The organism is Ensifer adhaerens (assembly GCF_013283195.1).
Lineage (GTDB): Bacteria > Pseudomonadota > Alphaproteobacteria > Rhizobiales > Rhizobiaceae > Ensifer > Ensifer adhaerens_G.
Genome location: NZ_JABEKT010000001.1, coordinates 142,908 through 165,201 on the forward strand (window position 1 = coordinate 142,908; position 22,294 = coordinate 165,201).

Sequence of the window (22,294 nt, forward strand, 5' to 3'; positions counted from 1 at the left end):
GGAAATGCGTAAAAACAGAGAGATAGAGCGTTTCTGTGTTTCCGTCTAAATCGGAAACGCTCTAGCGCTCGCCCGTACGCTTGGGGGCACCCGTCGGACTGGTGGCCACGCCACCTTCACGATGCCGATCATCGCGCCATCGTCGCAGGCGCTACCGAACAATCGACGAAAACGCAGCCGAAGCGTTTGTCAGTCCTTTATGGCGTCAGCCTTCGGTCGCTCGAACCGCCAGACTGTCGTGCGCTTGACCTCACTGTCCTCAAGCGCCCTTGTCACCGGCACCTCATAAGTCGCGAGCGCCGTCATCCGGTCGCGCGGACAATAGGAGCGACCGGGATCACCGACGATGACAGTCGCACCGCCGGAGACCAGCGCCGTGAACCAGGGCAGCAGGCGCTCGGCAAAGGATTTGTCGTAGAAGACGTCACCGGCGAGGTAGACATCAGCGGCCAGATCGCGGCCGGTGATGTCGTCGGCCGTGTAGGCGATCTCGACGCCGTTGAGGTCTGAATTCAGCCGCACCGCCGTCTCGGCCCACGGATCGATATCGGCGGCAAGCACCGAGGCCGCCCCCGCCTTCATCGCAGCGATCGCGACCAGCCCGGATCCAGAGGCGAAGTCGACGACGTGCCGGCCGCGCACGACCTCCGGATGATCGAGGACGTAACGCGCTAGCCCCTGCCCGCCGGCCCAGGCAAAGGCCCAGAACGGTGGCGGCAGGCCGATCTCCTCCAGCTCCTCTTCCGTTTTCAGCCAGAGTTCGTGCGCTTCCGTCGCCAGATGCAGCCGGACTTCCGGTACATGCGGCGGCGACAGAACGCCCGTGTTGGCGCGGATGAAGCTTTCGGGATCGGTCTTCAAGAAATGCTCCGTGCGTGGTCCGAATTGAGGAGAGAGGTTTTCGGTCGGATCACGCGGAAAACAAGGCTAACGCGGCGGCGTATCGAGCCCGGCCATGCGGCAGACCTCGATCCACTCGTCCTCGGTGACCGGCTGGACCGAAAGGCGCATGCTGGTGACCAGCGCCATGTTGGAAAGCTTGGGGTTGTCCTTGATTTCCTTCAGCGTCACCGGACGCGGCACGTCGCGGACGGCACGGATGTCGACGCAGTCCCAGCGGGCGTCGCCCTCGGCGGTCGAATCGGGGTGCGACAGCGCGCAGACCTCGGTGATCCCGACGATTTCGAGCCCCTCGTTCGAGTGATAAAAGAAGCCCTTGTCGCCGATCTGCATCGCCCGCATGTTGTTGCGCGCGAGATAGTTGCGAACGCCGGTCCACTCGGTGCCCTTCGCACCGGCATCCTTCTGCATCTGCCAGGACCACTTGAAGGGCTCGGATTTGTAAAGCCAGAACGCCATTCGTGTCTCAAGCCTCGGGGTTGTTGAAGACCCAGTTGAAGGCCTTGATTTCGACGTTGGAGAACAGGCCGGCCTGGGCATAAGGATCGGCTTCGGCGATAGCGCGCGCATCGTCGATCGTCTCGGCCTTGACGATCACCAGGCTGCCGGTCGGCTTGCCGTCGTCGCCGAGGAAGGGACCGGCCATCTTCAGGATGCCCTTGGCATTGAGGTCGTTGAGATAGGCGACGTGATCCGGGCGCGTGTCGAGCCGAAGCTGCAGCGCGCCTGATTTGTCGGTGCATTGAAGTGCGAAAAGCATGCTTCCTCCTTAGGTTTTCGTTTGGCGCGGGATGCGAACGGAAAACTGACTGGCACTTTTCCTCATCCCGCCCACCGGTTCATTCCTGGGTGATCGGACGGGACATCAATTGTTCAAGGGCGGTGCGCACATCGAGCCTGCCGTCGATGATCGCGGCAACCGCCTCGGTGATCGGCATCTCGACGCCGAGCTCGCGAGCGACACGGGCGGCCACCGAGGCGGCAAATGCGCCCTCGACGAGTTCGCCCTGGCGCCCGCTGGCGCGGCCATCCTTGCCGAGCGCGATGCCGAAGCGCAGGTTGCGCGACTGGTGGCTGGTTGCCGTCAACACCAAATCGCCGAGGCCCGAGAGACCGCGAACCGTATCGGCATCGCCGCCTTCGGCGACGACGAAGCGGGACATTTCCGCAAGACCGCGCGAGATCAGCGCCGCCCGGGCGCTATCGCCGAGCCCGGCGCCCTCGACGATGCCGCAGGCGATGGCAAGCACATTCTTCAGCGCGCCGCCGAGCTGAACGCCGATGCGATCTTCAGAAGGATAAAGACGGAAGGTCGGGCCGGACAGCGCTTCGGCAAGCAGCGTTGCCGTGGAATTCTCCGCGGCGGCAACCACCATCGCCGTCGGCAGGCCCTTGGCAATGTCGGCCGCAAAGCCGGGACCGGAGAGCACGCCGATACCGTGTCCCGGCAATTCCTCCAGAAGCACGTCAGTCAGGAGGCGGCCGGTTGCCTGTTCCATGCCCTTGGCACAGGTGACGATCGTTGCCGCGGCATTGATCGATGGGCCGTATTGGCGCGCGGCTTCGCGGTGCGCCTGCGACGGCATGACGAACAACACGATCTCGGCATCGCCAAGCACCGCGACATCGGCGCTGTGCTTGAGGCCTGCCGGCAGGTCGATGCCGGGAAGCGCCTGCTCGTTGCGGCCGGTCCGCCGGCATTCTTCGGCCGTCTCTTTCCGGCGGGCGAGCAGGGTCACGTCGCTGCCGTCGGCAGATGCGGCAACGGCAGCAAGCGCTGTGCCGAAGGCACCGGCGCCGACCACCACGATCTTGGGATTGGTGTTCATCGTCTGTCCATCATGCGCTGGCTGATTTCCGTCATGCCTTGGCGCCACGCTTGCCGGAACCGAGCAAGGTCTGCGCCTGTTGGTCGAGCGGCCAGCGCGAGCGTGGCGCGACATCGAGACCGTCGGCCGGCAAGCCGGCGGCAAACCGCTCGGCACCCGCCCAGGCGATCATCGCGGCATTGTCAGTGCAAAGCTGAAGCGGCGGCGCGATGAAATCGAAGCCGTTCTTGTTGCAAAGATCCTGGAGCGTCGCCCGCAGCACCTGGTTGGCGGCAACGCCGCCGGCCACGACAAGCGCCGGCTTTTCGACGGACGCATGATCCGTCTTGAACCGCTTCAAGCCGCGGCCGATCCGATCCTTGAGCGTGCGCGAGATCGCGCGCTGGAAGGAGGCGCAAATGTCGGCGATATCCTGGTCGGTCACCGGCTCCAGCGACTGGGCCGCCTGCCGCACCGCTGTCTTCAGGCCGGAGAAGGAGAAATCGAGCCTGGCATCGCCCACCAGCGGCCGCGGAAAATCAAACCGCTCGGCATTGCCGGTGAGCGCCGCGCGCTCGACGGCAGGGCCGCCGGGATAGGGAAGACCGAGGAGCTTTGCCGTCTTGTCGAAGGCTTCACCGAGCGCGTCGTCGATCGTCGTGCCCCAGCGCTCGTACTCGCCGACGCCCTTGACCAGGATAAGCTGGGTGTGACCGCCCGAGACGAGCAGCATCAGATAGGGAAACGTCAAACCATCTGTCAGCCGCGCGGTGAGCGCATGCCCCTCGAGATGGTTGACGGCATAAAGCGGCTTGCCGGTCGCCCGGGCGATCGCCTTGCCGGTCATCAAGCCGACGATCAGCCCGCCGATCAGACCGGGACCACTTGTCGCAGCAATGGCATCGATGTCGTCAAGCGTGACGCCGGCGCGTAAGAGCGCCTCCTCGATCAGCGTGTCGAGCGCCTCGACATGGGCACGCGCAGCGATCTCCGGAACCACGCCGCCATAGGCGCTATGCTCTTCCAGCTGGCTGAGCACGACGTCGCCGAGTATGTTTCCCCTGCCGTTTTCGTCGCGCAGCACGACGGAAGCGGCGGTTTCGTCGCAGCTTGTTTCTATGCCGAGGATGCGCATGGGCGGGGACATCAGGAACTACTCAAAGATTGCGGTCGCACCGAAAGGTGGGTACACGGAACTCCGGTAACAATGGATAGCCTTTGATGCAAACAAAACCTTTCCGGATCGGCACGCGCGGCAGCCCGCTGGCGCTCGCTCAAGCCCATGAAACGCGCGATCGCCTTGTCGCCGCGCATGGTCTGTCGCCGGAAATGTTCGAGGTCGTCATCCTGTCCACCAAGGGCGACCGCATCACCGATCGATCGCTCGCCGAGATCGGCGGCAAGGGCCTGTTCACCGAGGAAATCGAGCAGCAGTTGCTCTCGGGCGAACTGGATTTCGCCGTGCATTCCTCGAAGGACATGCCGACCAGACTGCCTGATGGCCTGTTCCTCTCCGCCTTCCTGCCGCGCGAGGACATCCGCGACGCCTTCATCGGCCGCACGGCACCCAAGCTGATGGACTTGCCGGAAGGCGTGACAGTCGGCTCGTCGTCGCTGCGCCGCCAGGCACTGATCCGAAGGCTCCGCCCCGACATCAATGTCATCACCTATCGCGGCCAGGTCGAGACGCGGCTGCGCAAGCTTTCCGAAGGTCAGGTCGATGCGACGCTGCTCGCCTATGCCGGCCTGAAGCGGCTCGGCATGACAGACGTGCCGACCGAACTGCTCGATCCGGAAGAATTTCCGCCGGCACCGGCACAAGGTGCGATCTGTATCGAGAGCAGGATCGGCGACAGCCGCGTCAACGACCTGCTCGCGGCCATCGACGATGCCCGAACCCATGAAGCGGTCGCCTGCGAACGCGGCTTCCTGGCGACACTCGACGGCTCCTGTCGCACCCCGATCGCCGGCCTGGCGGTCTCGGACGGCACGCATCTGCGCTTCTCCGGCATGATCCTGACGCCCGACGGTCGCACCCATCACCGGGTTACGATCGAAGGCAAGGCGGCCGACGCCATGGCACTTGGGCAAAAGGCCGGCGAACAGATCCGCGCCGACGCGGGACCGGGCTTCTTCTCGAGCTGGATCTGAATCATGCGGCTGCTCGTGACCCGGCCGCAACCCGCTGCGGAGGCTACGGCCCGCCGGCTGGAGCGCTTGGGTCACCGGCCCCAGTTGCTGCCGCTGGCGCAGGCGCAACATTTGCCGCAGGCCGCGCGAACAGCACTCGAAACGCCGCATGACGCGATCGCGCTGACGAGCGCCGAAGCTGTTCGGGTGCTGGCCGAACTTGAGGCCAATCTCACACCGCATAAGGCCAAACCCTGTTTTTGCGTCGGCGAAGCGACGTCGCGCGCGGCGCGCGCACTTGGCTTCACCCAGGTCCACCCGGCAGAAGGCACCGGAAAGAGCCTTGCGGAGCTGATCGCGGCCACGCCTTCTCGATCCGAACGACCGCTCCTCTATCTCGCAGGCTCCCCCCGCTCCAAAGGATTTGAAGCGACGCTTCGGCAGCTTCACATCGATCATGTCACCGTCGAATGCTACCGGATGCAGCCGATTACCCATCCACCGGACGCATTGACACGCCTGCTTTCCGCCGGTCGGCCAGATGCCGTGCTGCTCTATTCCAACGACACGGCGCGGCGCTTCGCAGCGCTGCTGGTCGACGTGGGCCTTGAAGCCGCCGCTTTCTCACCGCGCTACCTCTGCCTGAGTGACGCGGTTGCCGCGGCTCTACCGGAAGGAGCACCGGTCGAGATCGCCGCAAGACCCGACGAGGAAAGCCTTTTCAGCCTCCTCTAATGCTATTTCGATCAAAAAACGGAACAAGGGGGGCTTTCCCTCACCGGTCAGCCTGACTAGGTTTGTTGCGAGAACCGACAGGCAACAACGGTAGGAGGTCACCATGGTATCGGAAAACCCGCCGCGCCGCTCGAAAGCCGAGAAAGAGCCGCTGACGATCGACCTTGAAGCGGAAAAGCCCGTGGCTGAAAACACCGAGGCAACCGCGAGCCACGCAGCAGCTGCCGATGAGCCGACCGAGCCCCCCGAAGCCGATGGCGCTGCGGAAGCGCGCCTTGAAGAGGAGATCGAGGAGCAGCGCGCCGATGCGGCGGCCGCCGTCTTCACCGAAGAGCCGCCGCATATCAGTCGCACGCCCGAGGCGACAGTGGTGCAGAAACCGTCTTCGAGCGCCGGCGCGCTGGCCGCGGGTATCCTCGGCGGCCTCGTCACGCTCGCCGGCTTCGGCGTACTGCAATATGCCGGCTATATACCGGGGCTTGGCCCCGACCGAGGCGCGTCGACCGCGGAGCTCACGCTTTCGAGCGAGGTCCAGGCGCTGCGCGACCAGGTGGCCGGCATTCAGGCACCGACTGCGACCATCGACATGGCGCCGCTCGAGAACCGCCTCGCAGCCCTGGAGCAGACTGCGGCACAACCGGCTGCCAGCGGGGCGCCGGCTGCCGAGGTGACGGCTCTGCAAGCCGAAGTGACGAACCTGACCAAGGAGATCGCCGCGCTGAAATCGGGCCTCGCTGACGCGCAGCAATCCGCGACGGCGGCGAGGGCCGAACTGGCAAGCCGCATCGACACCGCCGAGCAGAAACTCAACGAGCCCGCCAATGACATCCAGGTCGCAAAGGCTGTTGCCGTGACGGCGCTCAAGAGCGCGATCGACCGCGGCGGACCGTTCCTGGCCGAACTCGACGCACTTCGCAGCATCGCGCCGGACGAGACGGCAGTAACCGGCCTCGCCCAGGATGCAACGACAGGCGTGCCAACGCGGGCCGACCTTCGGCGTGATTTTGCAGCCGCGGCTGATACGATGCTCGATACGCTCGATCAACCGGATCCGAACGAGGGCATCTTCGACCGCCTCGTTTCCAGCGCCATGTCCGGCATTCGCGTGCGCCCCGTCGGCAGCGTCGAAGGAGAGACGCCGGAAGCCGTCGTCGCCCGCATCGAGGACAAGCTGAACAACGGCGATCTCAAGGGCGCGGCATTGGAGTGGGATGCTCTGCCTGCAGCCGCCAAGACTGCCGGCGAAGCGTTCAAGGTCAAGCTTGACCAGCGTCTGCGGGTCGAGGGCATCATCGATGCGGCGGTCGCTGCAACGATGAACAAGACCGCCACTCAGGGCTGAGGAAGACAGACATGATCCGCATTTTGATCTTCATCCTGATCGTGCTCGGCCTCGGCCTCGGCTTCGCGTGGCTCGCGGATCGGCCCGGCGAACTGTCGCTCGTCTGGCAAGGCCAGCTCATCGAGATGAGCCTGATGCGTGCGGCGTCTCTGCTGATCTCACTGGTCGCCGCGGTGCTGATCGCCATCTGGCTGGTGCGTACCATCTGGCTGTCGCCGCACACCGTCACCCGCTATTTCCGCGCCCGCAAACGCGACAGGGGTTACCAGGCGCTGTCGACCGGCCTGATTGCCGCCGGTGCCGGCGACGCCAACCAGGCGCGCAAGATGACGGCGCGCACCCGCGGCCTGATCAGCGCCGACCAGGAGCCGCTGATCCACTTGCTCGAAGCCCAGACCTTCCTGATCGAGGGCAAATACGACGACGCCCGCAAGAAATTCGAACTGATGGCCGACGACCCGGAAACGCGGGAACTCGGCCTGCGCGGTCTCTATCTCGAGGCCAAGCGCCTGGGCGCCCACGAAGCGGCCCGCCAATATGCCGAACGCGCGGCGGAAAAGGCGCCGCACCTGCCCTGGGCAACGCTGGCAACGCTCGACAGCCAGAGCCAGGCCGGACAATGGGACGACGCACTGCGCCTCCTCGACCAGAGCCGGACCGCTCACGTGCTGGAGCGCAAGGACGCCGACCGCAAGAAGGCCGTGCTCCTGACCGCCCGCGCCATGACCCGTCTCGACGGCGATGCCAAGACGGCTCGCGATGACGCGCTTGCAGCGCTCAAGCTAGACGAAAACCTTGTGCCGGCAGCACTCATCGCGGCAAAGGCGCTGTTTCGCGAGGACAACCTGCGCAAAGGCGCATCGATCCTCGAAAAAGCGTGGAAGCATGAACCGCATCCCGACATCGCGCGCCTTTATGTCAGGGCACGGGGCGGCGACACGGCGGTCGACCGGCTGAAGCGCGCGAGAAAACTCGAATCGCTCCGCCCGAACAACGCGGTTGCCATGGCCGCCGTTGCCGAGGCGGCGCTGGAAGCCCGCGAGCTTCTGCTTGCCCGCACCAAGGCGGAGGCGGCCGCACGGCTGGAGCCGACCGAGAGCATCTTTCTGCTGCTTGCCGATATCGAGGAGGCCGACACCGGCGACGAGGGCCGTATCCGCCACTGGATGGCCCAGGCCCTGAAGAGCCCGCGCGACCCGGCCTGGACGGCCGATGGCGTGACCTCGCCGACCTGGCTGCCGGTCTCGCCGATCAGCGGACGGCTCGATGCATTCGAATGGAAGGCACCGTCGCTGCAGCTTGCCACACAGGTCGAGGACGGCCATCTGAACGCCGATCAAGCGATCCGCAGCTTGCCGCCAGTCTTGGCCGAGCACCATCCGGTGCCCCATGGCACGGCTCCAGCGAAACAGGTTGTCGATGCGCCCGTGATCTTCGAAGCGGTATCCGAACCTCCGCGGGAGCGCCCGGAGCCGATCAAGGTTGCGGAAGCTAGAAAACCGGCCTCGGTCGTCGAAAAGCCCCGCGAAAAAGATGGCGCCTCCAATGGCGAGCCGGTCGCCGACCCGTTCTTCGGCCGTGCCCCCGATGATCCCGGCGTGCGGGAACCGGCTGCCGGCGAGAAGCTGCCGGAAAAGACCAGTTTCCGATTGTTCTGAGTTTTGTAAGGGGCTGTGGACACAACCATGTTTGAACGCTTCCGGACGTTTCTCGAGGGCCTGACCGGCCCGACGACACGGATCGAGAGGGGCGATCCGCGCGTGGCGGTCATCGCACTCTGCATTCAGGTGATGGAGGCGGACGGCAAGATCCTTGCCTCCGAACAGCGCAAGATGCGCACTATCATCAAGCAGCACTATGCACTTGACGATGCGGCGCTCGACGCGCTGGTCGAGGCAGGCCAGTCGGCCGAAAGCGAAGCGATCGACTTCTATCAGTTCACCGCCGAAGTGAAGCGCCACCTTTCCGAAGAGCAGCGCATCGAACTGATCGGCATGCTCTGGGAGGTTGTCTATGCCGACGGCGAGCGCAGCGAGATGGAAGACCACGTGATCTGGCGGATCGCCGATCTCTTGGGTGTTTCCGGCCGGGACCGGGTGTTGAAACGACGGGAAGTTGCGGCAAGAATCGATGCGGCGGAAGAAGGCGAACCGCGACAGGAAAGCTGACATGCCGATAGCCGCCGAAACCGACAGGAAGCCCATCCTTATCGTCCTGCACCAGGAGCGATCGAGCGCCGGCCGTGTCGGCCAGATCCTCACCCAGAAGGGTTTTTCCCTCGACATCCGTCGTCCGGCGCTTGGCGACGAGCTGCCGCCGACGCTGGAACACCATGGCGGCACGATCATCTTCGGCGGCCCGATGAGCGCCAACGACGAGGAGGATTTCGTCCGGCGCGAGATCGACTGGCTGTCGGTGCCGCTGAAGGAAAACAAACCCTATCTCGGCATTTGCCTCGGCGCCCAGATGCTGGCGCGCAATCTCGGCGGCAAGGTCGCGCCGCACCATGAAGGCATGACGGAGATCGGCTGGTATCCACTGGTTGCCACCGACGCCGGCCGGGCGCTGATGGACTGGCCTGACATGGTCTATCATTTCCATCGCGAAGGCTTCGACCTGCCTGCGGGCGCCGAGCTTCTGGCAACCGGCAACACCTATCCGAACCAGGCCTTCCGCTATGGCGACAACGCCTGGGGCATCCAGTTTCATGGCGAGCTGACGCGCGCCATGATGCATCGCTGGGTGGTGCACGGCGCCCATCGCTTTGAAATGCCGGGCGCACAGATCGGCAAGGCCCATCTCGACGGGCGCATGCAGCACGACGGGCCGTTGCGCACCTGGATGGAGAATTTCCTCGACCTCATCTTCCTGCAGGCGGGCGTCAGAAACGCCGCATAGCGGCAAACCCCACCGCTAGCGACGATGCTCCGGCACGTCGAGCGTGTCGATCTTGCGCAGTTGCGGGAAGCCGAGCGCCCAGAGCACTGACACCAGCAGCGTGCCTGCACCGCCGAACGCGACGGCAAAGACCGCGCCGAAGCCCGAAGCCATCATGCCCGCACGGAATTCGCCAAGCTCGTTGGAGGCGCCGACGAACACCATGTTGACCGCATTGACGCGACCGCGCAGCTCGTCCGGTGTCCACAGCGTGATCAGGATTTCGCGCACATAGACCGAGATCATGTCGGCAGCGCCCATGATCACCAGCGCTGCGATCGACAGCCACGGCGTTGCCGACAGGCCGAAGACGATGGTGCCGAGACCGAACAGCGCAACGCCGGTGAACATCAGGATGCCCGCACGGTGGCGGATGGGGTGGGCGGCCAGCCAGATCGCCATGCCGACCGCGCCGACGCCGGGGGCGGCGCGCAGCAGCCCCAGGCCCCAGGGGCCGAGATCAAGGATGTCGCGGGCGAACACCGGCATCAGCGCAACGGCGCCACCGAGCAGCACTGCGAAGAGATCGAGCGAGATCGCGCCCAGCACCACCTTCTCCGCCTTGATGTAGCGAAAGCCGGCGGTGATCGTCTCCCAGCTCTGCACTGGGGCCTTGGAGCGGGCTGCCGGCTTCGGAATGGCAAACACCATCAGCGCCGCCGCCGCGAAGAAGCAGACGCCGACAGCATAGGGTGCAACCGAACCGAAGCCATAGATCAGGCCGCCGGCAACCGGGCCGACGATCATCGCCGTCTGCCAGGATGTCGAATTCCAGGCGATCGCATTGGGCAGGTCTTCCGGCGGCACCAGATTGGGTGCGAGCGACTGGGAAGCGGGCGCGAGAAACGCCCGCTCGATGCCGAAGACGATCAGGATCGCATAAACAGGCCAGGGCGAGAAAAGCCCGGTGACCGTCAGCATCAGCAACGCGATGGCGCACAGCGTGCTGACGGCCATGCAGATGCCCATGATCATGCGCCGGTTGTAGCGATCGGCAACCGAGCCGGTGACGAGGATCAGCACCAGCGACGGCAGGAACTGGAAAAGCCCGATCAAGCCGAGATCGAACGGATCGCGCGTCAGATCGTAGATCTGCCAGCCGACCGCGACGGAGATGATCTGGATGGCGAAGTAGGCGAGGAAGCGCGAGAAGAAATAACGACGATAGCCGACATGCCTGAAGGCGGCGAAGCGGTGCGTGGTATGAACGGCAGACATGGGGGAAACGCTCCTCGACGGTACCGATCTTTGTCCGACCTCTATTAAACATGATCGCGCACGACAAATCGGCGTACTTGCTCGTTTAGGTCTCAATGTCTACATGTCTGTCAATAACGATTTGGAGACCGGCATGATTGCTGTCATCGGCACCTTGAACTTTATTATCAACATCGCGTGGTTTCTGATCATCGCGTCCGCCATCTTTTCCTGGCTCTACGCGTTCAACGTCATCAACGTGAACAACCAGGCGATCAACATGATCGGCCGCTCGCTCTACCAGCTGACCGAGCCGCTCTATCGTCCGATCCGCCGGGTCCTGCCCAACATGGGCGGCGTCGATCTTTCGCCGCTGGTCGTGCTGGTGATCCTCTATTTCATCCAGCTGTTCCTGAACACGACGATCGCGCCGGCGCTGCTGCGCTGATCCATTGACGAGCCAAGCGTTTACCGCCCACGGCGATCACGTGCGCGTCACCGTCCGGCTGACACCGAACGGCGGACGCGACGGGATCGACGGGGTGGAGAGTGGCGCCGACGGGCAGGACCATCTCAAGGTCCGCGTGCGCGCCATCCCGGAAAAGGGTAAGGCCAACCAGGCCCTGATCGCCGTTCTCGCCAAGGAAATCGGCGTCGCCAAGAACCGCATTTCCTTCATTTCAGGCGAAACTCAGCGAAAAAAAATCCTCCGGATCGATGCCGACCCGGAGGATGTTTTAGAGCGACTTGCCGAATTGGCCGGCAAATGAGCCGAAAGCTTACTTCTTTTCGTTCGCGGCGCGCTCGACAGCTTCCTTGATCAGCTGCTTGGCGACGGCGGCATCCTTCCAGCCAAAAATCTTGACCCACTTGCCGGGCTCCAGATCCTTGTAGTGCTCGAAGAAGTGCTCGATCTGCTTGAGCGTGATTTCCGGCAGGTCGGTGTATTCATGCACCTTGTCGTAGCGCTGCGTCAGGTGGCCCGACGGAACCGCGATGATCTTTTCGTCCTTGCCGGAGTTGTCTTCCATCATCATCACGCCGATCGGGCGGACGTTGATGACGCAGCCCGGAACGAGCGGACGGGTGTTGCAGATCAGGACGTCGATCGGATCGCCATCGTCGGAAAGCGTGTGCGGCACGAAGCCGTAGTTCCCCGGATAGTGCATCGGCGTGTAGAGGAAACGGTCGACGACGAGCGTGCCGGCTTCCTTGTCCATCTCGTACTTGATGGGATGGCCACCAACGGGAACCTCAACGATCACGTTGACATCTTCTGGTGGATTCTTTCCGATGGAAATCGCGTCAATGCGCATGGACTACTCCAGGGTCAGTTGGGACGTTTGCCCGTCGGATAAAGGGAAACATGCCGCGATGCAATATAACTTTCGTCCGCAGCGCAGATTCAGCCGGTGGTTTTGTCGTGGTCGAATGGCCGGGACAGGTCGACAAATCCTGCCGAAGGGAGGTCATGATGAACGGAAAGATTGCGTGCCTGTCGCTGGTCCTGCTGTCTGCCGGATCAGCCATTGCCAATGACAGCGTCTATGTCGACGTCAGCCGCGACAAGTGCAAGACGATCGCCGAGGAGCCGGGCATGTACGCCCTGATGACCTGCCCGGGTTACGGCGACTATCCCGTCCACTTCAAGGAGATTGACGTTCGCCAGAGCTTCTCCTTCGGCCATATCGGCAAGGAATACCTCGACGGGGCATTCGAGAGCTTCATCCCCTTTAACCACGCGGGCACAATCGTGGAATGGCGCGTCGCCAAGGGCGGCGCTGCCGTCGCGGCAATTCTGCGCTGGATCATCGAAAACCCGGATCCGAAGACCGGGGAATCGATCCCCGCGCTGGAAGGGCAGGTTCTCGTCATTTCCAAGGTGGCCGAGAAGCATGACGGCAAGGGCTGCGTCGCCGGCTATGTCGATGCGCTCGCCAACCCTGATCCCAACACGATTGCCCGAAAGGTTGCCGACGAGGTGGCGCCGACATTTCGCTGTGGCGTCGACCAGGCGGCATTCCACGGCAAACGCGGCGACAAGGCCTCCGAACCCAACAACGAACTGCCGGAATGATGTTGGAATTTTCCGCTATCGCAAGAGCCGCCAAGGCCCTGCGCTTTCGGCGTCAGTTCCAGGCGAAGCCGACCTTCTTGAGGTGCTTGTCACCGAAATCTTCCATGCCTTCGGCAATATCGCTGCCGCCGGCGCCCTGGAAGAACTGATAGGCGTGATCGCTGTCCTCCAGGCACCAGACGACCAGTCCCTGGCAGCCGAGCGAGCGCAGCAGGCTCTTGGCTTCGCCGAACAGAACCCGCCCAAGGCCGATGCCCTGGTATTCCGGACGCAGGTAGATCTCGTAGATTTCGCCTTCCTGCGGCAGCGCCTTGGCGCGGCTGAGGCCGAGAGTGGCATAGCCGGCAATCGTTCCCGCGACGTCCACGACCAGCAGAGTCGCCGGACCGCGCGTCGCCTTGCGCCACCAGACTTCGTCTCGACGATTGACCATCTGGATCAGCGGGCGGTGCGGAATGATGCCGCCATAGGTCTGCAGCCATGAAACGCGATGCACGTCGGCAATTGCCGCCGCCTCTTGCGGTTCTCCAGGCCTGACCTCGATCGAAACAGTCTTCATGACTCACGACTCTAAACACACACAGGGCGAACAGGAATCCCGCCCGGGAGCCGCGTCGCGTTAACCCACAGGCAACTTTAACGGCATCCTGTGGAAGGTTAACGCCTTTTTAACTTTATCCGCAAGCCGCCCCCCGCTGGCACACACAGCAAAAAACCCCGGATCGCTCCGGGGTTTTGAAAATTGCTGGTTTTTGTCGGAAGGGCTTAAGCAGCGCCAGCCGTGCGCGACTTCTCGAAGCGCTTGCGGTCGTTCGAGTCGAGGTACATCTTGCGAAGACGGATCGACTTCGGCGTGACTTCGACCAGCTCGTCGTCCTGGATCCAGGACAGCGCCCGCTCGAGCGTCATGCGGATCGGCGGCGTCAGCTTGACGGCTTCGTCCTTGCCCGATGCGCGCATGTTGGTGAGCTTCTTGCCCTTCAACACGTTGACTTCGAGGTCGTTGTCGCGCGTGTGGATGCCGATGATCATGCCGGCATAGACCTTTTCGCCGGCTTCGATGATCATCGGGCCGCGGTCTTCCAGGTTGAACATGGCATAGGCGACCGATTCACCGGCATCGTTGGAGAGCAGCACGCCGTTGACGCGGCCACCGATCTCGCCCTTGTACGGCTGGTAGGCGTGGAACAGGCGGTTCATGACCGCCGTGCCGCGCGTATCCGTCAAGAGTTCCGACTGGTAGCCGATCAGGCCACGGGTCGGAGCGAAGAACACCAGACGGACGCGATTGCCGCCGGACGGACGCAGCTCGACCATCTCGGCCTTGCGCTCGGACATCTTCTGAACGACGACACCCGAATGCTCTTCGTCGACGTCGATGACCACTTCTTCGATCGGCTCGAGCAGCTGACCGTTGTCATCCTTGTGCATGACGACGCGCGGACGCGAAACGGCAAGTTCGAAGCCTTCACGACGCATGGTTTCGATCAGAACTGCGAGCTGCAATTCGCCGCGACCGGAGACGAAGAACGAATCCTTCTCGGAGGATTCCTCGATCTTCAGCGCAACGTTGCCTTCAGCTTCCTTGAACAGGCGGTCGCGGATGACGCGGCTCGTGACCTTGTCGCCTTCGGTGCCGGCAAGCGGGCTATCGTTGACGATGAAGGACATGGTGACGGTCGGCGGGTCGATCGGCTGTGCCGTCAGCGCTTCGGTGACCGTCGGGTCGCAGAAGGTGTCGGCGACTGTGCCCTTGGTCAGGCCGGCGATGGCGACGATGTCACCTGCATGCGCTTCTTCGATCGGCTGGCGCTCGATGCCGCGGAAAGCGAGGATCTTCGAGATGCGGCCGGTTTCAAGCAGCTTGCCGTCCTGGCCGAGAACCCGGACCGGCTGGTTCGGCTTCAGCGAACCCGAATGGATGCGGCCGGTGATGATGCGGCCGAGGAAGGGGTTTGCTTCGAGGATCGTGCCGATCATGCGGAACGGGCCTTCGGCAACCGTCGGCTCGGGAACGTGCTTGAGCACGAGGTCGAGGAGCGGTGCCATGCCCTGGTCCTTCGGACCTTCCGGCGCGACGTTCATCCAGCCATCGCGGCCCGAACCGTAGAGGATCGGGAAGTCGAGCTGCTCGTCCGAAGCGTCGAGGTTTGCAAAGAGGTCGAAGACTTCGTTGATGACTTCTTCGTGGCGTCCGTCCGGGCGGTCGATCTTGTTGATCGCGACGATCGGCTTCAGGCCGACCTTCAGCGCCTTGCCGACGACGAACTTCGTCTGCGGCATCGGGCCTTCGGAGGCGTCGACGAGAACGATGGCGCCGTCCACCATCGACAGGATGCGCTCGACTTCGCCGCCGAAGTCGGCGTGGCCGGGGGTGTCGACGATGTTGATGCGCACGCCCTTCCACTCGACCGACGTCGCCTTGGCGAGAATGGTGATGCCGCGCTCTTTTTCGATGTCGTTGGAGTCCATGACGCGTTCGGCAACGCGCTGGTTTTCGCGGAACGAGCCCGACTGCTTCAGAAGCTCGTCGACAAGGGTCGTTTTCCCATGGTCGACGTGCGCGATAATCGCGATGTTACGAATGCTCATTTTTCGTCTCGGAAGGTTTAGGGCACGCCCCAATGGGCCACGCCGCTTTTTCAATGGTCGGGCTCATACAGGTTTTTTTGCGATTGCGAAAGGGGGGCGTGCGCAAGAGACCGGCGCCGAAGACCCGACAGGCCATGGGTTTGCAACCGGAAAGGGTCGCGCCAACCGGCTCTGGAAAGGGATCAGTCAAAGCCAGAACGGTCATGCGACAGCGGCCGGATCGAGCGTCACGCGCCACAGTTCCTGGTCTTGCCGATCCATCAGGCGCACGGTCATCTGCTTCGTCTGGCCATTGATATCGACGATGCCGAAGAACTGCAGGCCGGCCGACGGCGGCAGGTTGCTGTCGACGCCTCCGCCCGATGCCTTGATGAAGCGGACATCAGGGCCGAACGTCATGTCCAGCTCCTTTGGACCATAGGTTCCGGAATGCAAGGGACCGGAGACGAACTCCCAGAACGGCAGGAAATCCTTGAAGGCCGCCCGCGACGGATCGTAGTGATGCGCAGCGGTGTAATGCACGTCCGCCGTCAGCCAGACGAGGTTGTCGATGGCATTGTCCCTGATGAAGCGCAGCAGGTCTGCGAATTCGGTTTCGCGTCCGGTCGGCGGACCATTGTCGCCGTTGGCGATGGCATCGGAGCCGCGCCGGTTGGCATAGTCGTCCCAGACGACGAGGCCGATGGGCATGTCGCAGGCGATCACTTTCCAGACGGCCCGCGAGGCGGCAAGCTCCCGTTTCAGCCAGTCCGCCTGGCGCCAGCCGAACAGGCCGCCATCCCCCTCCCCCTGATTGGGACCGCGATAGGAGCGGAGATCGACGAAGAAGACATCGAGCAGCGGACCGTAGGCGATCTTGCGGAAGATGCGGCCGGGCTGGGTCGGGACGTTGCGGATCGGCGTCATCTCGTTGAACGCCCGGCCGGCGCGGGCCGCATAGACGGCCACGTCTTTTTCCTGGTAGCGCGGATCGTCTCTGAGGTCCGTCGACGCCGACCAATTGTTCAAAACCTCGTGGTCGTCCCATTGATAAAAGGTCGGACAGACGGCGTTGAGCTCACGCACATGCTCATCGAGCAGGCTGTACTTCCACTGGCCCCGATATTCTTCCAGCGTGCGCGCCACGTCGCGCTTCTCGTGCGTGACCACCCGGTTCTTCCAGATCCCGCCGTCGCGCAAGGGTATCTCGTCGGGAATGGGATTGTCGGCATAGATAGTGTCGCCGGAATGGATGAAGAAATCCGGCTCGTGCAGACGCATCGTCGAATAGGTCTTCATGCCGACGTCGTCGATGCCCCAGCCCTGGCCGGCCGTGTCGCCGGACCAGACGAAGCGGATCGAGCGCTTGCGCAAGGGTGCTGTGCGAAACCGGCCGATGACCGGCTCGGACACCCGGTTGACGTCGTAGAGATCGGTCGCGGTGAAGCGGTAGAAGATGTCCTGGTCGGGCAGGAGATCGTCGAGCGAACACTTCACCGCGCAATCCGTCTGCGGTGTCGCGGTGAGATCGGCGAGACGAACGGGATTGGAAAAGCTTTCGGTCGTCGAGTACTCCAGGCTTACCCGCGACGGCCGGTCGACCCGCGTCCACACCATGCCGGAGCGTGTGTCGACATCCCCCGACTGGACACCATGGATGAATTCCGGCCGGCCGTAACCACGGGCATAAAACGGTGTCGCAAGACCGGAGGACGCGACAAGGCCGGCGGCACCGGCGGATAAAAGAAAGGAACGACGGGACAGCGTGGTGAGGATTTCGGCCAAACAAGCCTCCGGTTCGAGCCTCGCGAAAGCGGATTTCGCGTGTCGGACCTTTGGCTGCCCGCATGTCAGCGCGTTGACAGAGGCATGAAACAATTTGAACGGTTTCGCGACAATTCGGTGAAAGTCTGCCTTGCCGCGCTTAACGGTAAGCCGCCCCGGCACCTTCACGGCGGCGCCATTTCGACAACCTCTCGTCTTGACGTAACGCCGGCTGGAACACTAAGGGTAGCGCCGACGGTTCCCCGAAGGATGACTCTAACGGGGATTAATAGGGAACACGGTGAGGACGACCCAATAGGGACCGAGACCGTGGCTGCCCCCGCAACTGTAAGCGGAATGCCGGACACCCAAGTGGCGCGACAGCGCGCCATGCCACTGCGATCGCGTCAGACGCGTTGCGGGAAGGCAGGTGGAAGGCGCTTGATCCGCGAGCCAGGAGACCTGCCGTCAAGCAGAAGATCCAACGTCACGGGCGGGGTTGCCCGGAACAGGAGTTGTCCATGATCCGCATACCCGGCGGCTTTGCGCCCTCTTTTCCCGTTCTTCTCGACGTTTGCGATCGTTTGTCTCCCGAAATCCGACCGGCCGGCTGTCGCCGCTTCGGCTGACCCTTCGCAAGCTCACGAGAAGAGAGAATTCCCTTGAAAGCCATTTTCAATGCCGTCGGGCGCTATTGCCCATCCCTTGCCGTTTCCGTGTCCCTGCTCTTGACCGTCGCTCCCACGACCGCTCTTGCGGCCGCGACGAGCTACCCCCTGACCTTAAAGAATTGCGGCCAGGAGGTTGCCTTTAAGGCGGCGCCGATGCGCACCGCCTCGATCGGTCAGAGCACCACGGAAATTCTTTATCTTCTCGGCCTCGCCGACAAGGTCGTCGGCACCGCCGTATGGATCGGCCCTGTCATCGAGGGCTACGAGGAAGTCAACGGCAAGGTGCCGCGGCTTGCCGACAACGACCCGAGCTTCGAAAGCGTCGTTGCCACCAAGCCGGATCTCGTCACCGCGCAGTTCCAGTGGCATGTCGGGCCGGAAGGCATCGTCGCAACGCCGAAGCAATTCGCCGAACTGTCGATCCCCGTCTATGTCTCGCCGGCCGATTGCGCCGCCAAGGACAATTCCGCCGGTGGCGACGGCGTACGTCACAAATCCTTCTCGATGGACCTGATCTACCAGGAGATATCAGAGCTTTCCGAGATCTTCGATGTGCAGGATCGCGGCGAGGCCCTGATCGCCAAGCTGAAGGCGCGCGAGGAAGCCGCCCGCGGCAAGATCGCCAATGCCGACGGCAAGCTGTCGGCGGTCTTCTGGTTCTCCAGCGCCGAGATGGACATCGACCCCTATGTCGCCGGCACCAATGGCGCGCCCGGCTACATCCTGTCGGCGCTCGGCATCAAGAATGTCGTGTCCACCGAAGAGGAATGGCCGACCATCGGCTGGGAGACCATCGCCAAGGCCGACCCGAAGATCGTGGTCATCGGCAAGATGGATCGCCGCCGCTTCCCCGCCGACGACTGGGAGCTGAAGATGAAGTTCCTGAAGTCCGACCCGGTCACCAGCCTGATGCCGGCGGTCAAGGCCGACCATATCGTCATCATGGACGCCCAGGCGATGAACCCGACGATCCGCACGATCGAGGGCATCGAGGTGCTGGCCGACGCGGTCGAAAAAGCCGGCCTGGCGAAGTGAGGTTTGGGCCTCTTTCGATCAACCGCACGAGCGCCGTCCTGACGGCGCTCGCACTGCTTTTCCTGGCGCTCGCCCTTGGTGCCGCCATCGGCGAAACCGCCATCCCGCTCGACGTGGTCGGCAAGACCGTCGCCAACCGGCTGTGGGGCGCCGGATACCCGCTCGATGCGATCGACGAGGGCATCGTCTGGAATTATCGCCTCAGCCGCGCTGTCGTGGCCGCCTGCTGCGGCGCGGCACTGTCGCTCTGCGGCGTCGTCCTGCAGGCGCTGCTGCGCAATTCCCTGGCCGATCCCTATATCCTCGGCATCTCCGCCGGCGCATCGACTGGTGCCGTCGCCGTCGCCATTCTCGGCATCGGCGCAGGCATGCTGACGCTGTCGCTCGGCGCCTTCTTCGGCGCGGTCTTCGCCTTCGCGCTGGTCTCCCTCCTGGCACTCAGGGCCGGCCGCGGCACCGGCGCCATCATTCTGGCCGGCGTTGCCGGCTCGCAGCTCTTCAACGCGCTCACCTCCTTCATCGTCACCAAATCAGCCAATGCCGAGCAGGCCCGCGGCATCATGTTCTGGCTGCTCGGCAACCTCTCGGGCGTGCGCTGGCCTGATGTGGCGCTGGCCTTGCCGGTGGCGATTGGCGGCCTGCTTGTCTGCCTCTGGCATGCCCGCGCGCTCGACGCCTTCACCTTCGGCGCCGAATCGGCCGCCTCGCTCGGCATCCCGGTCAAGCGGGTCTACATCATCCTGATTTCGGCAACCGCGCTGATGACGGCGGTCATGGTCAGCATCGTCGGCTCCATCGGCTTCGTCGGCCTCGTCATACCGCATGCCGCACGCTTCCTGGTCGGCGTGCGCCACGGCCTGCTGCTGCCGGCAGCAGCACTCACCGGAGCGATCTTCATGATCGCCGCCGACATCTTGTCGAGGGTCATCATTCCCGGCCAGGTGCTACCGATCGGCGTGATCACGGCCCTCGTCGGCGCGCCGGCCTTCGCCCTCATCCTCAGTCGCGGCAGGGCCGCGTCATGAGCCTCAAGGCCGAAACTGTCTCCTGGTCGGCCGGCGGCCGCGTGATCGTCGATGCCGTCGATCTCGAGGTGATGCCTGGAGAATTCCTCGGGATCATCGGTCCGAACGGATCCGGCAAGACCAGCCTGATCTCGCTGCTCGCCGGCATCCGCCTGCCGAAATCCGGCAGTGTCAGCCTCGAAGGGCGGCCGTTTGCCAAGACGACGCGACGAGACATTGCTCAACGCATCGCGCTGGTCGAACAGCAGGCGGAAACCACCGAACGCATCACCGCCCGCCAGGCGGTCGAGCTTGGCCGCACCCCGCATCTCGGCGCGCTTTCGCCCTGGTCGATCAGCGATACCGATATCGTCGACCGCGCGCTTGCGCATGTGGGCATGAGCGATTTTGCCGGCCGCATGTGGCACACACTCTCCGGCGGCGAACGCCAGCGATTGCACATCGCCCGGGCTCTCGCGCAACAGCCACAGATCCTGCTGCTCGACGAGCCGACCAATCACCTCGACATTCACCACCAGATCGGTCTGCTCGAGCTCGTGCGTGGGCAGCCGCTGACGGTCGTGGCCGCCCTGCACGATCTCAACCACGCCGCCGTCTTCTGTGATCGTATCGCCGTCATGGATCGCGGCCGCATCGTCGCGCTCGGCACCCCGACAGAGATCCTGACGGAAGACCGCATTTTCACTGTCTTCGGCGTCGCCGCGACGGTCGAGCACGACGAGGACGGCTCGTGCTTTGTGCGCTACCGGCGCCCGCGGCCGAAACTGCACCTGATATCCGACACCATGAAGAGACATGACTATGCGCGCTAGGATCGCCACCACGCTCATTGCCTTCGGGCTGACCACCGCTCCTGCCCTCGCCGAAACCATCGAGGTCAGGATGCTCAATCGCGGCGAAAATGGCTCGATGGTGTTCGAGCCCGACTATGTCGAGCTGAAGCCCGGCGACAGCGTCAAGTTCCGCGTCGGCCACAAGAGCCACAACGCTGCCTCGATTGACGGCATGGTTCCCGAGGACTATGCCGGCTTCAAGGGCCAGATCAATGAGATCGAGGTCACCTTCGACATGCCCGGCTTTTACGGCATCAAGTGCTCGCCGCATTTCGCCATGGGCATGGTGATGTTGATCAAGGTCGGCGAGGCAGACCTGACCGAGGCCTTCCGCAAGGCCGAAGTCCCCGGCCGAGCGCGCGGCCGTTTCGACGCGATCTTCGCCCGCATGGACCAGGCCAAGGCAGCGCAATGAACCCAGCGGCTGAGGCAACCGGACCCAACCTTCGAAGAAATTTCGACCTCAAGGATGAGATCCGCGACTACTGGTCGAAGCGTTCCGAAACCTTCGACCTCGCTTTCGGCCACCGCATCCCGCCCGGCCCGGAATTTGCCGCCTGGCAAAAGCCGGTGCGCGACTTTCTCGGGGCCGAACCGCTGCGCGTGCTTGAACTTGCCTGCGGCACCGGCGAGGTGACGCGGCTGATCCACGACCTCGGCCACGACGTCACGGCGCTCGATTTCTCCGAGGCGATGCTTGCCGTCGCCCGGAAAAAGCACGCGGGCAAACCACGCCTGCGCTTCCTGCTTGCCGATGCGGAAAACACCATGGAGCCGGACGAGCGCTATGACGCCATCGTCTGCCGCCATCTGGTCTGGACGTTGACCGAGCCGCAGGCGACGCTTGGCGAATGGTTCCGCTTGCTGAAGCCCGGCGGCAAGCTGCTGGTTTTTGACGGCGACTGGGCGAAGCCGACCGCGGTTGGGCGCTTGGCGACCTTTGCGATCCGCCAGATCGATCGGGTGATCGGTCCCGACAATCACTACGACGTTGCGCTCAGCGATCGCCATGCAACGATCATGCAGAACCTGCCCTTCGGCGAAGGCCTCACCGTCGAGACGTTGCTGCCAATGCTGAAGGCTGCGGGCTTCCAGACCATCGAGCACGCATCCCATCAGCCGATCGCGGCCGCACAGCGTAAAACCGCAAACCTGCGCAACCGCCTGCGCACCTTCGTCTATCGCCGGTTCATTGTCTGCGCGCACAAGCCCGGCTGAATGGCCGGGTTGCACGGGCAGCACGCCAGCAACCGCATGGCATTTGCCGAA

Annotated in this window: 24 protein-coding genes and 1 riboswitch; of the genes, 14 read left to right on the forward strand and 10 right to left on the reverse strand. The window is 63.6% G+C overall.

Annotated elements, in window-relative coordinates; all coding sequences use genetic code 11:
• Nucleotides 1-189: 189 nt before the first annotated feature.
• From LPJGGPFB_RS00650 to tsaD, 5 genes are all read right to left on the reverse strand, one after another.
• A complete protein-coding gene (locus LPJGGPFB_RS00650) occupies nt 190-861 on the reverse strand; it encodes a class I SAM-dependent methyltransferase (RefSeq protein WP_173418274.1) in 672 nt (223 codons plus the stop codon).
• Between the two features lie 66 nt (nt 862-927).
• On the reverse strand, nt 928-1,359 hold the full coding sequence (locus LPJGGPFB_RS00655) for an EVE domain-containing protein (protein ID WP_173418275.1): 432 nt from the start codon (nt 1,357-1,359) through the stop codon (nt 928-930).
• 7 nt (nt 1,360-1,366) lie between these two features.
• Nucleotides 1,367-1,660 carry a YciI-like protein gene (locus tag LPJGGPFB_RS00660; RefSeq protein ID WP_173418276.1) on the reverse strand — a complete coding sequence of 98 codons (294 nt, stop codon included), beginning with the start codon at nt 1,658-1,660 and terminating at the stop codon, nt 1,367-1,369.
• Nucleotides 1,661-1,739: 79 nt separating this feature from the next.
• Nucleotides 1,740-2,729 (reverse strand): NAD(P)H-dependent glycerol-3-phosphate dehydrogenase, encoded by a 990-nt coding sequence (locus LPJGGPFB_RS00665; RefSeq protein WP_173418277.1) that lies wholly within the window; start codon nt 2,727-2,729, stop codon nt 1,740-1,742.
• Between the two features lie 31 nt (nt 2,730-2,760).
• Nucleotides 2,761-3,855: a tRNA (adenosine(37)-N6)-threonylcarbamoyltransferase complex transferase subunit TsaD gene (gene tsaD / locus LPJGGPFB_RS00670; protein WP_173418278.1), complete on the reverse strand. Its 1,095-nt coding sequence runs from the start codon at nt 3,853-3,855 to the stop codon at nt 2,761-2,763.
• Between the two features lie 74 nt (nt 3,856-3,929).
• Between tsaD and hemC the strand changes: the two genes are divergently transcribed.
• The 6 genes from hemC (at nt 3,930) to LPJGGPFB_RS00700 (ending at nt 9,813) form a co-directional block, all read left to right on the forward strand.
• Nucleotides 3,930-4,859, forward strand: a complete 930-nt coding sequence (gene hemC, locus LPJGGPFB_RS00675; RefSeq protein ID WP_173418279.1) for a hydroxymethylbilane synthase — start codon at nt 3,930-3,932, stop codon at nt 4,857-4,859.
• A gap of 3 nt (nt 4,860-4,862) precedes the next feature.
• The gene (locus LPJGGPFB_RS00680) at nt 4,863-5,573 is read left to right on the forward strand and encodes a uroporphyrinogen-III synthase (RefSeq protein ID WP_173418280.1); all 711 of its coding nucleotides are present in this window, start codon (nt 4,863-4,865) and stop codon (nt 5,571-5,573) included.
• 103 nt (nt 5,574-5,676) lie between these two features.
• The gene (locus LPJGGPFB_RS00685; RefSeq protein WP_173418281.1) at nt 5,677-6,915 is read left to right on the forward strand and encodes a COG4223 family protein; all 1,239 of its coding nucleotides are present in this window, start codon (nt 5,677-5,679) and stop codon (nt 6,913-6,915) included.
• Between the two features lie 11 nt (nt 6,916-6,926).
• Nucleotides 6,927-8,573: a heme biosynthesis protein HemY gene (locus tag LPJGGPFB_RS00690; RefSeq protein ID WP_173418282.1), complete on the forward strand. Its 1,647-nt coding sequence runs from the start codon at nt 6,927-6,929 to the stop codon at nt 8,571-8,573.
• Nucleotides 8,574-8,600: 27 nt separating this feature from the next.
• A complete protein-coding gene (locus LPJGGPFB_RS00695) occupies nt 8,601-9,083 on the forward strand; it encodes a tellurite resistance TerB family protein (RefSeq protein ID WP_173418283.1) in 483 nt (160 codons plus the stop codon).
• A gap of 1 nt (nt 9,084) precedes the next feature.
• Nucleotides 9,085-9,813: a glutamine amidotransferase gene (locus LPJGGPFB_RS00700; protein ID WP_173418284.1), complete on the forward strand. Its 729-nt coding sequence runs from the start codon at nt 9,085-9,087 to the stop codon at nt 9,811-9,813.
• 15 nt (nt 9,814-9,828) lie between these two features.
• Here LPJGGPFB_RS00700 and LPJGGPFB_RS00705 read toward each other — a convergent pair whose 3' ends face one another.
• Nucleotides 9,829-11,070: an MFS transporter gene (locus LPJGGPFB_RS00705; protein ID WP_173418285.1), complete on the reverse strand. Its 1,242-nt coding sequence runs from the start codon at nt 11,068-11,070 to the stop codon at nt 9,829-9,831.
• 133 nt (nt 11,071-11,203) lie between these two features.
• Between LPJGGPFB_RS00705 and LPJGGPFB_RS00710 the strand changes: the two genes are divergently transcribed.
• Together LPJGGPFB_RS00710 and LPJGGPFB_RS00715 are read left to right on the forward strand one after the other, a co-directional pair.
• Nucleotides 11,204-11,497, forward strand: a complete 294-nt coding sequence (locus LPJGGPFB_RS00710) for a YggT family protein (protein WP_025425107.1) — start codon at nt 11,204-11,206, stop codon at nt 11,495-11,497.
• 4 nt (nt 11,498-11,501) lie between these two features.
• Nucleotides 11,502-11,819, forward strand: a complete 318-nt coding sequence (locus LPJGGPFB_RS00715) for a DUF167 domain-containing protein (protein ID WP_173418286.1) — start codon at nt 11,502-11,504, stop codon at nt 11,817-11,819.
• Nucleotides 11,820-11,828: 9 nt separating this feature from the next.
• Here LPJGGPFB_RS00715 and ppa read toward each other — a convergent pair whose 3' ends face one another.
• Nucleotides 11,829-12,365 (reverse strand): inorganic diphosphatase, encoded by a 537-nt coding sequence (gene ppa / locus LPJGGPFB_RS00720; RefSeq protein WP_077500789.1) that lies wholly within the window; start codon nt 12,363-12,365, stop codon nt 11,829-11,831.
• A 158-nt stretch (nt 12,366-12,523) separates the two neighbouring features.
• Between ppa and LPJGGPFB_RS00725 the strand changes: the two genes are divergently transcribed.
• Nucleotides 12,524-13,126: a hypothetical protein gene (locus LPJGGPFB_RS00725; RefSeq protein WP_173418287.1), complete on the forward strand. Its 603-nt coding sequence runs from the start codon at nt 12,524-12,526 to the stop codon at nt 13,124-13,126.
• A gap of 52 nt (nt 13,127-13,178) precedes the next feature.
• Here the strand turns inward: LPJGGPFB_RS00725 and LPJGGPFB_RS00730 are convergent, their stop codons facing one another.
• From LPJGGPFB_RS00730 to LPJGGPFB_RS00740, 3 genes are all read right to left on the reverse strand, one after another.
• A complete protein-coding gene (locus LPJGGPFB_RS00730) occupies nt 13,179-13,685 on the reverse strand; it encodes a GNAT family N-acetyltransferase (protein ID WP_173418288.1) in 507 nt (168 codons plus the stop codon).
• Between the two features lie 206 nt (nt 13,686-13,891).
• The gene (gene typA / locus LPJGGPFB_RS00735) at nt 13,892-15,718 is read right to left on the reverse strand and encodes a translational GTPase TypA (RefSeq protein WP_173418289.1); all 1,827 of its coding nucleotides are present in this window, start codon (nt 15,716-15,718) and stop codon (nt 13,892-13,894) included.
• Between the two features lie 201 nt (nt 15,719-15,919).
• Nucleotides 15,920-17,482, reverse strand: coding sequence for an alkaline phosphatase D family protein (locus tag LPJGGPFB_RS00740; RefSeq protein WP_173418290.1), 1,563 nt, complete (start codon nt 17,480-17,482; stop codon nt 15,920-15,922).
• A 218-nt stretch (nt 17,483-17,700) separates the two neighbouring features.
• Nucleotides 17,701-17,945, forward strand: a riboswitch (cobalamin riboswitch).
• 232 nt (nt 17,946-18,177) lie between these two features.
• On the opposite strand from LPJGGPFB_RS00740, the gene LPJGGPFB_RS00745 reads away from it, so the two are divergent.
• The 5 genes from LPJGGPFB_RS00745 to LPJGGPFB_RS00765 are packed head-to-tail and all read left to right on the forward strand — an operon-like array spanning nt 18,178 to nt 22,243.
• A complete protein-coding gene (locus LPJGGPFB_RS00745; protein ID WP_345791031.1) occupies nt 18,178-19,167 on the forward strand; it encodes an ABC transporter substrate-binding protein in 990 nt (329 codons plus the stop codon).
• Nucleotides 19,164-20,192 carry an iron chelate uptake ABC transporter family permease subunit gene (locus LPJGGPFB_RS00750; protein WP_173418291.1) on the forward strand — a complete coding sequence of 343 codons (1,029 nt, stop codon included), beginning with the start codon at nt 19,164-19,166 and terminating at the stop codon, nt 20,190-20,192. Before LPJGGPFB_RS00745 ends, LPJGGPFB_RS00750 begins: the two co-directional genes overlap by 4 nt.
• On the forward strand, nt 20,189-21,004 hold the full coding sequence (locus LPJGGPFB_RS00755) for an ABC transporter ATP-binding protein (protein ID WP_173418292.1): 816 nt from the start codon (nt 20,189-20,191) through the stop codon (nt 21,002-21,004). Before LPJGGPFB_RS00750 ends, LPJGGPFB_RS00755 begins: the two co-directional genes overlap by 4 nt.
• Nucleotides 20,988-21,440, forward strand: a complete 453-nt coding sequence (locus LPJGGPFB_RS00760) for a pseudoazurin (RefSeq protein WP_173418293.1) — start codon at nt 20,988-20,990, stop codon at nt 21,438-21,440. The genes LPJGGPFB_RS00755 and LPJGGPFB_RS00760 overlap by 17 nt, the downstream gene beginning before the upstream one ends.
• Nucleotides 21,437-22,243 (forward strand): class I SAM-dependent methyltransferase, encoded by an 807-nt coding sequence (locus LPJGGPFB_RS00765; protein WP_173418294.1) that lies wholly within the window; start codon nt 21,437-21,439, stop codon nt 22,241-22,243. Before LPJGGPFB_RS00760 ends, LPJGGPFB_RS00765 begins: the two co-directional genes overlap by 4 nt.
• Nucleotides 22,244-22,294 lie beyond the last annotated feature (51 nt).

Bases quoted from the DNA above. Each gene is read 5' to 3' on its own strand.
- LPJGGPFB_RS00655 (WP_173418275.1), bottom strand. From the start codon at position 1,359: ATGGCGTTCTGGCTTTACAAATCCGAGCCCTTCAAGTGGTCCTGGCAG.
- LPJGGPFB_RS00660 (WP_173418276.1), bottom strand. From the start codon at position 1,660: ATGCTTTTCGCACTTCAATGCACCGACAAATCAGGCGCGCTGCAGCTT.
- LPJGGPFB_RS00665 (WP_173418277.1), bottom strand. From the start codon at position 2,729: ATGAACACCAATCCCAAGATCGTGGTGGTCGGCGCCGGTGCCTTCGGC.
- tsaD (WP_173418278.1), bottom strand. From the start codon at position 3,855: ATGTCCCCGCCCATGCGCATCCTCGGCATAGAAACAAGCTGCGACGAA.
- hemC (WP_173418279.1), top strand. From the start codon at position 3,930: ATGCAAACAAAACCTTTCCGGATCGGCACGCGCGGCAGCCCGCTGGCG.
- LPJGGPFB_RS00680 (WP_173418280.1), top strand. From the start codon at position 4,863: ATGCGGCTGCTCGTGACCCGGCCGCAACCCGCTGCGGAGGCTACGGCC.
- LPJGGPFB_RS00685 (WP_173418281.1), top strand. From the start codon at position 5,677: ATGGTATCGGAAAACCCGCCGCGCCGCTCGAAAGCCGAGAAAGAGCCG.
- LPJGGPFB_RS00690 (WP_173418282.1), top strand. From the start codon at position 6,927: ATGATCCGCATTTTGATCTTCATCCTGATCGTGCTCGGCCTCGGCCTC.
- LPJGGPFB_RS00695 (WP_173418283.1), top strand. From the start codon at position 8,601: ATGTTTGAACGCTTCCGGACGTTTCTCGAGGGCCTGACCGGCCCGACG.
- LPJGGPFB_RS00700 (WP_173418284.1), top strand. From the start codon at position 9,085: ATGCCGATAGCCGCCGAAACCGACAGGAAGCCCATCCTTATCGTCCTG.
- LPJGGPFB_RS00705 (WP_173418285.1), bottom strand. From the start codon at position 11,070: ATGTCTGCCGTTCATACCACGCACCGCTTCGCCGCCTTCAGGCATGTC.
- LPJGGPFB_RS00710 (WP_025425107.1), top strand. From the start codon at position 11,204: ATGATTGCTGTCATCGGCACCTTGAACTTTATTATCAACATCGCGTGG.
- ppa (WP_077500789.1), bottom strand. From the start codon at position 12,365: ATGCGCATTGACGCGATTTCCATCGGAAAGAATCCACCAGAAGATGTC.
- LPJGGPFB_RS00725 (WP_173418287.1), top strand. From the start codon at position 12,524: ATGAACGGAAAGATTGCGTGCCTGTCGCTGGTCCTGCTGTCTGCCGGA.
- LPJGGPFB_RS00730 (WP_173418288.1), bottom strand. From the start codon at position 13,685: ATGAAGACTGTTTCGATCGAGGTCAGGCCTGGAGAACCGCAAGAGGCG.
- typA (WP_173418289.1), bottom strand. From the start codon at position 15,718: ATGAGCATTCGTAACATCGCGATTATCGCGCACGTCGACCATGGGAAA.
- LPJGGPFB_RS00755 (WP_173418292.1), top strand. From the start codon at position 20,189: ATGAGCCTCAAGGCCGAAACTGTCTCCTGGTCGGCCGGCGGCCGCGTG.
- LPJGGPFB_RS00760 (WP_173418293.1), top strand. From the start codon at position 20,988: ATGACTATGCGCGCTAGGATCGCCACCACGCTCATTGCCTTCGGGCTG.
- LPJGGPFB_RS00765 (WP_173418294.1), top strand. From the start codon at position 21,437: ATGAACCCAGCGGCTGAGGCAACCGGACCCAACCTTCGAAGAAATTTC.